Here is a 12,862-nt window from a genome sequence, read left to right as displayed (position 1 = left end):
AATAACTAAAAATATACAGAAATGAAAAAGATTATTTTTACCCCCAATGCACCAGCCCCTATAGGTCCTTATACCCAAGCTGTAGTTGCTGGTAACACTCTTTACGTATCGGGACAAATACCCGTAAACCCAGCCACAGGCGAAGTCGTAAAAGGGATAGAAGCCGCTACCGAGCAAGTGATGGAAAATCTAAAGGCTATCCTTAGCGAGGCAGGTGCGAGTTTTGAAAATGTAGTAAAAACGACTATTTTTTTGGCTGATATGGGTCAGTTTGCACAAGTAAATGCTGTATATGCGCGTTATTTTGACGAAGCTACGGCACCTGCACGCGAAACGGTGCAAGTAGCGCAATTGCCTAAGGCTGTGGAGGTAGAGATTTCGTGTATAGCGGTATTGTAAACTTCAAAAACAATTGTAATGGCAGTACAAAAACCAAGTATCCCCAAGGGGACAAGAGATTTTTCGCCCAACGAAGTAGCTAAACGTAATTTTATCATCAATACTATAAAGAATGCTTTCACTACTTTTGGTTTTCAACCTATAGAGACCCCAAGTTTTGAAAATTACGATACCCTGATGGGAAAATACGGCGAAGAGGGTGATCGTCTTATCTTTAAAATACTCAATTCGGGAGATTTCACACAAGGGGTAAAATCTGAAGATTGGGAAGCTAAAAATGCGCAACGCCTTACGCCGCAACTTTCGGAAAAGGCGTTGCGTTATGACCTTACGGTACCTTTTGCACGCTATGTAGTGCAACATCAAAACGAACTTACTTTTCCATTTAAACGCTACCAAATACAACCTGTATGGCGTGCTGACCGACCACAAAAAGGGCGATTTAGAGAGTTTTACCAGTGTGATGCCGATGTGGTAGGCTCGCACAGCTTATGGCAAGAAATAGAGTTTATACAGCTGTACGATTGCGTATTTACTGCATTAAACCTAAAAGGGGTAACTATCAAGATAAACAATCGCAAAATATTGAGTGGTTTTGCTGAAATGATAGGCGAACAAGATAAACTAATAGATTTTACTGTTGCCTTAGACAAACTGGACAAAATAGGCAAAGAGGGCGTTATTGCTGAAATGCTCGCTAAAGGCATTGGTACTGAAGCTATTGAAAAGGTAAAGCCTATTTTTAGCTTGGAAGGTTCGTTTGCTAAAAAATTGGAAGTGTTAAAAGCTATGTTGTCTAGCTCGGAAACGGGTCTAAAAGGGGTAGAAGAGCTCTCGTTTGTAGAGCAACAGCTTAAGCATCTTCCGCTACAAACGGCATTGATAGACCTTGATGTTACCTTGGCGAGAGGGCTAAATTACTATACAGGAGCTATTTTTGAAATTGCAGCGCCAGAAGGGGTGCAAATGGGCTCTATTGGCGGCGGTGGCAGGTATGACGACCTCACAAGTATCTTTGGACTAAAGGGTGTGAGCGGCATTGGAGTTTCGTTTGGTTTAGACCGCATAGGCTTGGTAATGGACGAGTTAAACCTCTTTCCTGAAACTATCAACAATGGGTTGGAAATATTATGCTTAAACTTTGGCGATGCCGAAGCCTTGCAATGCACACAGCTATTGCAACAATTGCGCCAACAGGGCAAAAGAGCAGCTCTTTACCCTGATGCTGCAAAAATTAAAAAGCAAATGGAATACGCTAACAAAAATCAGATTCCTTTTGTAATCATTATAGGTGAAAGCGAATTGCAAAACGGCACTTTTGTACTGAAAAATATGCTAAGTGGCACTCAAGAAGTTTACAAAACAAGTGAAGTAAACACAATAGTATGGCAATGAGAGAAAAACAATTGGCAGCTTTTGGCAGGCTTTTAGACATTATGGACGACCTGCGCGCGAAATGTCCGTGGGATAAAAAGCAAACGATGGAAAGTCTGCGCCACCTTACTATAGAAGAAACTTACGAATTGGGCGATGCTATCTTGAACAACGACTTACAAGAAGTGAAAAAGGAGCTGGGTGACCTGCTATTGCACATTGTTTTCTATGCGAAAATAGGCAGTGAAACAGGTGATTTTGACATTGCGGATGTAGCTAATGGCGTGTGCGACAAACTCATAGTACGCCACCCCCACATCTATGGCAATGTGAAGGTAGCCAACGAAGAAGATGTAAAACGCAATTGGGAAAAAATAAAGCTACAAGAAGGTAACAAAAGTGTGCTGGGCGGAGTGCCCCAGAGTTTGCCTGCTCTTGTAAAAGCAAGTAGGATACAAGATAAAGCGGCAGGTGTAGGCTTTGATTGGGAGAATATAGACGATGTATTTGCTAAAATAAAGGAAGAGATAGACGAACTTCACGCGGAAGTAAAAGCACAAAAGCACACCGCCATAGAAGCAGAATTTGGCGATGTGCTTTTTAGCCTAATAAACTATGCTCGTTTTTTAAAAGTGAATCCTGAAGATGCCTTAGAGCGTACAAACAAAAAGTTTATTACGCGCTTTCAGTACTTAGAGCGCAAGGCTGCCGAAAGGGGCAAATCGTTGCGGGATATGACTTTAGCCGAAATGGAAAGCTATTGGCAAGAGGCTAAAGGGGTTTTTGAGCCACCAAAGCAATAGCATCGAGGTTTTGCTGATGCTTGCGGAAAGATTGCTTCATCTTTTGCACTCGCTTGCGCAAATCGGGGAAACGCAACAAATTAAACAGGAATTTGAGGGTTCGGAAAAAGCCCTCATCTTCCAATATGCGACTGCCCTCTAACAACAACATTGGACTGTGTTGCTCTTTTATCACCTTAAAGCCTTGTTCTTCTAGGAGTGTTTTCCACTCTTTGGCTGTCATTGGGCGAGCGTGTACCCTAATATTACTACTGAGGTCTTTGAAGAGGTCGTTTTTGACAGCCTCGCTAACCTCATCAGGTTGCAACCCAAGTTCGTGAATGGCATAGTAGCCTCCTGCTTTCAAGATACGATAAGCTTCGGCAATGATAGCTCGCTTATGCTCAAGGGGTTGCATAGTGAGCATTGCTTCGCCATAAACTTTATTGACAGAAGCATCGGCGAGGGTAGTGTGGGCAGCATCGGCATTGATAACACGAGCACTTTCATACTTGATACTCTTCTTTGCCAGCGCAGCAGCTTCTTCATTTTTATCGATTCCTGTATAGCTAAAAGGCTTGTAACTGCAAGCGATATTGGCGGTGAACCCGAGTCCTGGGGCAAACTCTACGATGTCGTCTTTTGGAGTAATATCCAAATTTTTGACGAGCCACTCAGTAAGGACACGACCACCAGGGCGCAATACGCGTTTGCCTAATTTGGCGAGTATCCAGTGCCCTTGTTTTTCATTTAAAGTTGTTTCAGTACTCATAAAGATGATATTTAATATTTAGGACACAAAGGTACGAAATCTTTTTGAATTGAGGATATGAATGATTAATTTTTGGATAGCATTTGTTTAGAAAAAAATTATTATCTTTGCAGCATCAAATAATTTGTAGATATGAGAATGTATATTTTTATGGCATTGTTGTGCTGTACTACTACGGGGGTATTTTCCCAAAATAGTGAAGAGATAAATCAGGAACGAGCGAAATATGAACAGCCTTATCACCCTGAAGAGGACGGCGATAAGCGTATAACAGAACTGCTAAAGCAAGCTAAAAAAGAGCGCAAAAAACTATTGGTGCAAGTTGGTGGTAATTGGTGTGTGTGGTGCTTACGCTTTAACAACTTGGTTACGAAAACGCCTGAATTGAAACGCATTTTAGACAAGAAATATATTTACTATCATCTGAACTTTTCACCTGAAAACAAGAATGAAGCGGCTTTTAAGAAATATGGAAACCCCGGTGCAAAATTTGGGTATCCTGCTTTCTTGATTTTGGATAGCGATGGCGTTGTGCTTTTCACCCAAAAGAGTGAAGAATTGGAGGAAGGCAAAGGTTATGACCCTAAAAAGGTGAAAAAGTTCTTGCAAGGAAGATTATAAAGCTAAATAAAGCTTACTAAAATATTACTTTATATTTTTACGAATCACTTAAATGTATATTATATGAGTGAATTGAGTGTAAATCATCTATTGGGTATCAAATATATTACAGAGGAAGATATTCGGCTGATATTTGAGACAGCAGACCATTTTAAAGAGGTTATCAATCGCCCTATTAAGAAAGTACCTTCGCTGCGTGACATTACTATTGCCAATCTTTTTTTTGAGAATAGTACTCGTACTAGGTTATCATTTGAATTGGCTGAAAAACGACTTTCGGCTGATGTGATTAACTTTTCAGCCTCACAATCATCGGTTACAAAAGGAGAAACGCTTGTGGATACGGTGAATAATATTCTTTCGATGAAAGTGGATATGGTAGTGATGCGACACCCTAACCCTGGTGCAGGAGTGTTTCTCTCTCAACACGTAAAGGCTGCGATAGTGAATGCGGGTGATGGGGCTCACGAACACCCTACACAAGCACTTTTAGATTCGTATTCTATACGAGAACGCTTGGGGGAGGTTGCTGGCAAAAAGGTGGTGATAGTGGGTGATATATTACACTCAAGGGTGGCACTCTCTAATATCTATGCCTTGCACAAACAAGGTGCTGAAGTAATGGTATGCGGGCCTCAAACGCTTATTCCTAAATATATACACGAATTAGGAGTGAAAGTAGAGACAAATTTGCGCAAAGCACTAAATTGGTGCGATGTGGCAAATATGCTACGAATACAAAATGAACGTCTTGATATTAGTTATTTTCCTTCAACTCGTGAGTATGTGCAACAATATGGACTTACAAAAGAAATCCTCGACTCCTTAGATAAAGAAATTGTAATTATGCACCCAGGTCCTATCAATAGAGGGGTGGAGATTACAAGTGATGTGGCTGATAGCTCGCAATCAATTATCCTACAACAGGTAGAAAATGGAGTGGCAATACGTATGGCAGTTATATATTTATTGGCAAGCAAGTTGTAAGTAAAATATAAATACAAAAAAGCGCGATGTTTTTGAATGATAAACATCGCGCTTTTTTGTTGTATTAGGGTTACTATTTTTTTATTCGGATAGTAATAAGGGCAAAGGCTAGGGTAGTAAAGAATGAGAACATTGCATATACAAGGGCTGGTTTGGTCATATCAGTATTATGCATTAAAGTTCCTGCCACGAAAATAGCCAAAACCGTGTTTTGTAGTCCTACTTCTATACTAATGGTAGTAGCTTGTACTCCTGAAAGCCTGAAAGGTGGTTTAATAGCTATAAAATAGCTGAGAATCATAGCACTGAGGTGCATTAGCAAGGTAGCAGGTAATAGCCTGAAAATTTCATCTACTGAAATACCACTTCCCCCCGACTCTTCACCAGCAAAAAACTTGATAAGAAATACAATGCCCAAAAGAGATGTATTGATGACCTTTAGAGGAAACTTTATTTTTTGTGCTATATTAGAAAAAAAACGATTGAATAATAAACCTAAAACTGCTGGAACAATAATAATTTTGGTTACGTCCCATACCATATTGAGAATAGGTAATGATACTTCGGTATGACTGTCCATAAAGGTTACTACAGCCAAATTGGAAAGTAGCGGAATGGTGAGCAGTATAAGCAGACTATTCACAGCGGTGAGTGCTACTGCCAAGGCGGTATCGGCTTTGATAAGATAACTAATAAAATTAGAGGTTGTACCCCCAGGACAAATAGCTACAATAATAAGCCCTACTTTCTCGGCTGGAGAAAGTCCAGCAAATTCGGCAATAATAAAAGCGCATATGGGTAAGAACACCATTTGCAAGAAAAGCCCCAAAAGAAGGGGCTTTGAGTTTTTAAATATATTTTCAAAATCGGCAAAGCGTAATGAGCTACCTATAGCAAAGGTGATAAGCATCAATACTGCCGAGAGTAGGTAATCTATATAGGTCATTTTATATCTTGTTTATTTGAGTGGCAAAGGTACAAAAACTATTCCTAAAAGCAATTACCTAACGTATAAAAATCCTTTTTTCTCTTCTAATTTATTATTTTTGTAATATCTTAAAACATAGAAAAATGTACCTGCTAAAGGCTTACTGCCTATTATATTCTTCACATTGGCATATCCTCTAAATATTTCTCCTCTTTTTTGATAATGGTCACTTTCATATACTTTTAGTCCCATTTCGTCAAAAATAACTACTGAAATAGGTTTGTCTATATCAATATTTTCTATTTTGAAATAGTTTCTCGGATCTGTTGTTGAAATACCGTTGTAAATAATTACTTCTGTACTTTCGGGTATATCAGGAATTGTAGGAGTGCTCACTGTTGGGGTGCTTACTGTCGGAGTCGTTACCGTTGGAGTGCTCACAGTTGGGGTACTTACCGTTGGTGTGCTCACTGTCGGAGTACTCACTGTTGGGGTACTCAGTGTTGGGGTACTCACTGTCGGAGTCGTTACCGTTGGTGTGCTCACTGTTGGTGTCGTTACCGTTGGTGTGCTCACTGTTGGTGTACTCACTGTCGGAGTACTTACCGTAGGCGTACTTACTGTTGGGGTGCTTACCGTAGGCGTACTTACTGTTGGGGTGCTTACCGTAGGCGTACTTACTGTTGGGGTGCTTACCGTTGGAGTCGTTACCGTAGGAGTGCTAACCGTTGGGGTGCTAACCGTTGGGGTGCTCACTGTCGGGGTACTTACCGTTGGCGTACTCACTGTTGGGGTACTTACAGTCGGAGTGCTCACTGTCGGAGTGCTCACCGTTGGAGTAGTCACCGTTGGCGTGCTCACTGTCGGAGTCGTTACCGTTGGAGTGCTCACTGTAGGGGTACTTACCGTTGGGGTACTTACTGTTGGAGTGCTCACTGTTGGTGTCGTTACCGTTGGAGTTGTTACCATTGGGGTGCTCACTGTTGGCGTGCTTACTGTTGGAGTACTTACAGTTGGCGTTGTTACCGTTGGGGTACTCACTGTTGGGGTACTTACTGTTGGCGTACTTACTGTTGGGGTGCTTACTGTTGGTGTCGTTACCGTTGGAGTGCTCACTGTCGGAGTACTTACTGTTGGCGTCGTTACCGTTGGAGTGCTCACTGTCGGAGTACTTACTGTTGGCGTGCTTACTGTTGGGGTACTTACTGTAGGCGTTGTTACCGTTGGTGTACTTACTGTTGGTGTCGTTACTGTAGGCGTACTTACCGTTGGAGTGCTCACTGTCGGTGTCGTTACTGTCGGGGTGCTCACTGTCGGTGTCGTTACCGTTGGGTTAGGATTAATAGTAATTATTTGTTGATAACGATTTTTGTTATGAACACTATCCTCTACATACCACGTATAACGTACTTCTATCTTTTTGCCATTTTTGTCGTATTTACTTTCTTCACTTGAAGTTACTTCTAATACCCCACCGCAGTTATCAGTAGCAGTAAGATTTTCTCTTAAAGGCACTTCGTCTTCACTTTTTACAGTCATACTCTTCGGATAAGATGAAAGCTCCGGTTTTTGCGTGTCTTTCAGAAAGATTTGCTGTGTATGCCTAATAGGCAGTGCTCCATCAGCATAAGCTATCCAAGAGCGTGTAAATTTATAGGATTCTTTATCCCCTTCTTTCATTTCTTCTTCATAGTCTATATGAATATTATCAGCTCCTTCTGCTTTTACCTCAGCTTTTTCGGGTATTTCTCCCTTGCACTGCACGTGCATATCTTTAGGCAAATCTCCCACAAAGTGTAAACTATTGGTAAGAGCGTCTTTTTCGTAGTAGATAAATTGCTGTGCAGTAGCTGTGCGGTTACACTGGTCAGAGGCTACCCATTTGCGCAGTAAATAGGTAGTGTGATCTTCTTCCGTAAATGTTACTTGGGCTACCTTATTACGGCAGTAATTAGCAACTGCTGTAACAATAGGTACTTCTGGTACTTCTCCTTTTTTTACGGTTATTGTAGGTTCTGGCAAATTTTTAAAGGTAATATCAGGACTGTGCATATCCGATAAATAAGGATAGTCCTTGCTGACAGCATAAGCTATATGGTCAATTACTTCTATTTTAAAGTATTCTTCCATATATGAGCTACCTCCCTTCCACCCTCTAGCTTGTACAGGAAAAATAACAGTAGCTTTACCATTGTTCGGAATTCCTTCGGCTAACACATATTTATAACTTTTTCCATAATCGTCCGAAAAAAGTATACGCACTTTGCTATCTTCGCCAAAAATATTTTTATCAACATTCCAAAAGATAGTAGTTTCTTTTCCGTATTTAAATCTGCCTGCACTGCTTTTGCTTACATTAGTTATTCTAAAAGGAGTACCATCTACGATATTTACCTTAGTTTCATATACATCATAAAGAGTCGCGTGAGGTTTGCCGTTTTTGTAAGCCCCTACTTTGCCATCGGATACCCCTAACCAAAAGGTAAAATCTCCTGTTTCTTCGGGCTTTGTAAATTTATAATCTATAGGTTTCCATTCATTGCTTTCATTCTTTTTATAAGGCTGATAGAACTCTATACGATTGCTTTCTGTAGGGCGATTAGAAGGAAAGCGGGCTTTCCCAAATGCCAAAAAATCAGCTTGGTGAGCCATATAAAGTAGCGGGTCTCCATCAGGGTCGCTGGCTTCTATAGTAAACTGAAAATAAGTATTAGGAGGCAATTTGTAATTTTTTTTCAATGCAGAACGATTGATTACAGGAGCACGATTGTCCGATACCTCACCATAAGGAATATTAGCTTGTGGCACCCCTACCAATTGGGTACGCTCCTTGTCGCTATAGTAAGCATCGTGCAGATTAGTACGATTGCGAATCGTATAGATTGAAGGCAACGAAAAATAAGTGCCATAAGGGTCGTTGATGTAACTCATTATAGAGTTTCCTCTATCAGGCTCTGTAAATGATGAAGCCGTTTGTCCTCCAATAGTAAAAGTATGCGCCGAACCTAATAAGTGTCCTAATTCGTGTAGTATAATATAAAACTCGTGATTGGCAATACAACCACCTTTCAGTTTCCCTGTGATTTCGCCCAAATGTGCCAACCCACGATTATCCTTATATACCGAAAATACTATACCTGCATCGTAATTTTCTTCACCTATCAAGCTGTTAAAATCGCCTGTAGCTCTCTCAACTACCGTTCTTACTGTGGGAAAGTCATACACTTCCTTTTCTTTAGTAGTGATGATAAGGCGAGGGTCGTTTACCAATTCAAATTGGCAACCTATCTCTCTGCCACACACCTCATTAAGCCCTGTTTGCACTTCTGTCATAAAGGCTTTTGCTTTGTCAACATCTCTCTGGCAGTGCCTTACAAAAAAACTGTAGTCAATGAGCATTGCCAAGCGGAAGGTTCTCAGTACATTACTATTGTAAAGCACCCGTTGGTCTTCTGAAGGAAGTGCCATTTGGGTATTTTCACTACTTCTCGCCATAGAGCTTATTCGCGAGGTAGCAGTCCTTGGTGCGGCAGTATTACAATGTCCATCGGCACAAGTGCCACAGCTAAAATGACTCTTTTCAGTAGAAACTTTTAGCACTCCCTTTTCGCTACTTAAAAAATAAGTTTTTCCTTCGTGCCATACCTCACCCGATAGGGTTGTGGCATTGAGCGAAATGCTACCCGCAAAAGCACCATTATAGTAGGCTACAAAGGTACGAAAGCCCTCTTGTGCAAGCGAGTTATCGCGTTGGTACCACTTTAGAGCAATGTTTTTGCCCCCTGCGGGTACACTCCATTCTACAGAGTTGCCCTCTTCAAATAAACGTGCAATCTGAGATACATTTTCTTGTGCATTTATAGTTCCTATGGCTAAAAACCATAATGCTAATAGTCGTAATATATTCATATTGTTAGTGTTATCTTATGTATAAGAATCCTTTTTTACTTTCTAATTGTCCATTTTTATAATAAGTAGCAATATAAAAATAAGTGCCAGCTAATTTTTTCCGACTTCCTATTATATTGCCCACATTGGCAACACCCCTAAATATTTCTCCTCTTTCTTGATAATGGTCACTTTCATATACTTTTAGTCCCATTTCGTCAAAAATAATTACTGAAATAGGTTTGTCAATATCAACATTTTCTATTTTGAAATAGTTTCTCGGATCTGTTGTTGAAATACCATTGTAAATAATAACTTCTTCTGTCGGATTATTTACCGTTGGTGTACTCACTGTTGGAGTGCTCACTGCCGGAGTGCTCACCGTTGGGGTACTTACTGTCGGTGTCGTTACCGTTGGACTGCTCACTGTCGGACTGCTCACTGTTGGAGTACTTACAGTCGGACTGCTCACCGTTGGCGTGCTCACTGTTGGCGTGCTCACTGTCGGGGTCGTTACTGTCGGACTGCTCACCGTTGGGGTGCTCACCGTTGGGGTACTCACTGTCGGTGTCGTTACCGTTGGAGTACTCACTGTCGGGGTGCTTACTGTCGGTGTCGTAGTCTTAGGCTGAATGGTAATCGTCTGTGTATGAAAAACACTATTGCCACAACCATCGGTAGCTTCCCAGCGGTATATTACCTTATTTGCTATTACTTTTTTAGTAGGTAACACTTTCAATACTCCTGCACAGTTGTCATTAGCTGTCAAAAGTAAGTTGTCGGGCAAGTGACTGCCCTCCTCAAAAGTCTGATCAGTAGGCAATACCCCTGAAAAAGTAGGAGCAACCTCATCTTTCACTGTAATATATTGTTCAAAAATTAGTGTCGTATGGCACTCATCTACAAAATGGTAACTTCGTTTTAAGCTGTAATGATTAGCACATTGCTTATTGGTTTCCTCTTCTGTAATTTCCGATGTAATACTACCACAACCTCCTTGCGTTTCTATTTTTGCCGCAGCGGGTATTTCACTTGCACAAGCTACCGTAATATACTGATTAGGCAAGCTATTCACTACAAACGTAAGCGGGTCTGGCGTAGGCTCAGGTGTAGGTTCAGGTTCGGGGTCTGGTTCAGGCTCAGGATCAGGGGCATTTTTGTTCTTCTCTATCATAAAACCGCCTACGTGATAAGGTTTAGTGCACGAAAGAGCAAAAGCCAACCCATCAATCACCTCTATTTTTATGATGCCTTGTCCCCTTTCCTTGCCAAAATGTCCGTGAGTGCTCGTAATAGTGATATTAGGCAACTGCACCTCGCAAGTGCCGTTGTTGTCAGCTTGTTTTTTCAGTATATATTTAAAGGTCTTTCCCGAGTCGTCCGATAGCAAAATACGCACTTTGCTATTCTTCGCAAAAATATTTTTATCTACCTGCCAATGCAGTGTAATTCGTTCTCCTCCTTTGTAAGTTTTGTTTCGTTCCCATTTGCCATTGTCAAAGTCCTTAATAGCAAAAGGTTCTCCTTCAGCTATTTTTAGCGTTACCTCTTCCACATCGTATTTCACTACGTGGTTGCGGTCTGCCCTATTGTGGTCGGCAGCGGCTAACCAAAAAGTAAAAGTACCAGGACTATATCCTAAAGGCGAAGTAGCTGCTATAGGTACAAAAGTATTTCGTTCACTTTCAAGCCAAGTAGTCTCAAAACGTATATTGCCATTAGTTTTCCCCTTATAAGTCATAAAGCGGGCGTTAGATTTAGTAGAGTGAAAGCGCCTATCGGCTTGGTGGGCTATATAAGTAATAGTGTCGTTTTCGGCATCACTACCCGATAAGTAAAACTGAAAGTAAGTATCTTTAGGAATTACGTATGTTTTCTTTAAGTGTTTTCTGTCCAATACAGGCGGCTGGTTGTTGCTCTTCACGCCATACACAAGGTTAGAGCCGGTGCCTTCCACGCGTTTCCCCGCCTCTTGAGTGCGCGCCTCATCAGCATAATACGCCATCGAATTACCCAAAAATCTACGTATGGTTTCCAAATTCACCAATGAGAAAAAATCACGAGGGTAATCGTGCCCGTAACTCATAATAGATTGCCCCGATCCTATTTCTGTCTTGCTCGAATATTGTCCGCCGTTAGAAAAAGTATGGTCAGCCCCAAACATATGCCCTATTTCGTGAGCTATAGTTGAAGGTTTTATAGGGCGTGCAGCCGCATTCGCTTTATTATGTTGCTCATAAGCTGAATAAACCATTGCCAACCCGTTATAGTTTTCTCTATAATCTGTCAGAATAACTGCCAAATCATACTTTTTAGGGTCATAATGTTTGTTAAGGGTAATCGTACCGTTGTTTACTACTTCATTAGCTGCCTCTCTTCTGCGAAAGAGCTGATCTTTTGGAGTAGTAAAAATAAGAGCCTCATCATCTACCAAAGTAAAATCTACCCCTACATCATTGCGGTATAGTTCATTCGCAAAAGCAATGGTAGCATTCCAAAAAGCCTTAATTCTATTGATATCTTTATTAAAAAATTTTGAATCGTAAATGCTGTAATCTACCGGAAGTGCCAACCGATAGTGCCTAAATACCCCATCGGTATGAATAAGAGCCTTAGGGTAAAGCGAATTGTATATTTCAGGTTGTTCAATAGGAGGGTCATTCTTGTCCTCATTATCTTCAGGAAACATATTTCGCCCTGTAGGGAGCGATGGTGTTGTGGGCTGATTCCCACAAGCGCTCTCATCTGTAATTTCTGTAACAGTTAAGTAACCCTTTTTGTTACTGCCCAATACATACGATTTTCCTTTGTAAAACACTTCTCCACTAAGCGTTTTCAGATTCATACTGATAACACCTACAAAATGTCCTTGATGGTATCCTACGTAATTGCGAAAGCCATCAGTACTAAAATTGTTGTTACGCTCTTGCCATTCAATGGGTAAAGTTTCGGTTTTTTGAAGAGGAACTGCCCAGCTAACAGTTTGATTTTGCGTAAAATAATTGAAGATTTCTACTACTTTTTGTTGTGCGTTGGCGGTCTGCAAACCTATAATCAATGCACAACAATAGTATAATATTGTTTTCATTGTCCTATATTAGTTTGACACTG

General features: G+C 40.9%; 9 protein-coding genes. 5 read left to right on the top strand and 4 right to left on the bottom strand.

Going from position 1 to position 12,862, the window contains the following annotated elements:
• Positions 1 to 21 precede the first annotated feature (21 nt).
• Genes J4N46_RS08760 through mazG form a run of 3 tightly spaced genes read left to right on the top strand, consistent with a single transcriptional unit; the run spans position 22 to position 2,576 of the window.
• Positions 22 to 399 (top strand): RidA family protein, encoded by a 378-nt coding sequence (locus tag J4N46_RS08760; protein ID WP_208058984.1) that lies wholly within the window; start codon positions 22 to 24, stop codon positions 397 to 399.
• Between the two features lie 18 nt (positions 400 to 417).
• On the top strand, positions 418 to 1,794 hold the full coding sequence (hisS, locus tag J4N46_RS08755) for a histidine--tRNA ligase (RefSeq protein ID WP_208058983.1): 1,377 nt from the start codon (positions 418 to 420) through the stop codon (positions 1,792 to 1,794).
• Positions 1,791 to 2,576, top strand: a complete 786-nt coding sequence (gene mazG / locus J4N46_RS08750; protein ID WP_208059033.1) for a nucleoside triphosphate pyrophosphohydrolase — start codon at positions 1,791 to 1,793, stop codon at positions 2,574 to 2,576. Before hisS ends, mazG begins: the two co-directional genes overlap by 4 nt.
• Here mazG and J4N46_RS08745 read toward each other — a convergent pair.
• On the bottom strand, positions 2,545 to 3,327 hold the full coding sequence (locus tag J4N46_RS08745) for a class I SAM-dependent methyltransferase (RefSeq protein ID WP_208058982.1): 783 nt from the start codon (positions 3,325 to 3,327) through the stop codon (positions 2,545 to 2,547). The two genes, mazG and J4N46_RS08745, sit on opposite strands and share 32 nt — an antisense overlap.
• A gap of 132 nt (positions 3,328 to 3,459) precedes the next feature.
• On the opposite strand from J4N46_RS08745, the gene J4N46_RS08740 reads away from it, so the two are divergent.
• Together J4N46_RS08740 and J4N46_RS08735 are read left to right on the top strand one after the other, a co-directional pair.
• Entirely contained in the window at positions 3,460 to 3,948 is a 489-nt protein-coding gene (locus tag J4N46_RS08740) for a thioredoxin family protein (protein ID WP_009416422.1), read from the top strand.
• A 63-nt stretch (positions 3,949 to 4,011) separates the two neighbouring features.
• Positions 4,012 to 4,935, top strand: coding sequence for an aspartate carbamoyltransferase catalytic subunit (locus J4N46_RS08735; protein WP_009416421.1), 924 nt, complete (start codon positions 4,012 to 4,014; stop codon positions 4,933 to 4,935).
• A gap of 73 nt (positions 4,936 to 5,008) precedes the next feature.
• On the opposite strand, the gene J4N46_RS08730 is transcribed toward J4N46_RS08735, so the two are convergent.
• From J4N46_RS08730 to J4N46_RS08715, 3 genes are read right to left on the bottom strand one after another with little or no spacing between them, the layout of a single operon-like run.
• Entirely contained in the window at positions 5,009 to 5,881 is an 873-nt protein-coding gene (locus tag J4N46_RS08730) for a bile acid:sodium symporter family protein (protein WP_208058981.1), read from the bottom strand.
• Between the two features lie 54 nt (positions 5,882 to 5,935).
• Positions 5,936 to 9,772, bottom strand: a complete 3,837-nt coding sequence (locus tag J4N46_RS08720) for a reprolysin-like metallopeptidase (RefSeq protein ID WP_236013902.1) — start codon at positions 9,770 to 9,772, stop codon at positions 5,936 to 5,938.
• Between the two features lie 10 nt (positions 9,773 to 9,782).
• Positions 9,783 to 12,839: a reprolysin-like metallopeptidase gene (locus J4N46_RS08715; protein ID WP_208058980.1), complete on the bottom strand. Its 3,057-nt coding sequence runs from the start codon at positions 12,837 to 12,839 to the stop codon at positions 9,783 to 9,785.
• Positions 12,840 to 12,862 lie beyond the last annotated feature (23 nt).

The organism is Capnocytophaga bilenii (assembly GCF_017565765.1).
GTDB classification, from domain to species: Bacteria; Bacteroidota; Bacteroidia; order Flavobacteriales; family Flavobacteriaceae; genus Capnocytophaga; species Capnocytophaga bilenii.
This window is presented reverse-complemented; position numbering and strand designations above follow the sequence as displayed.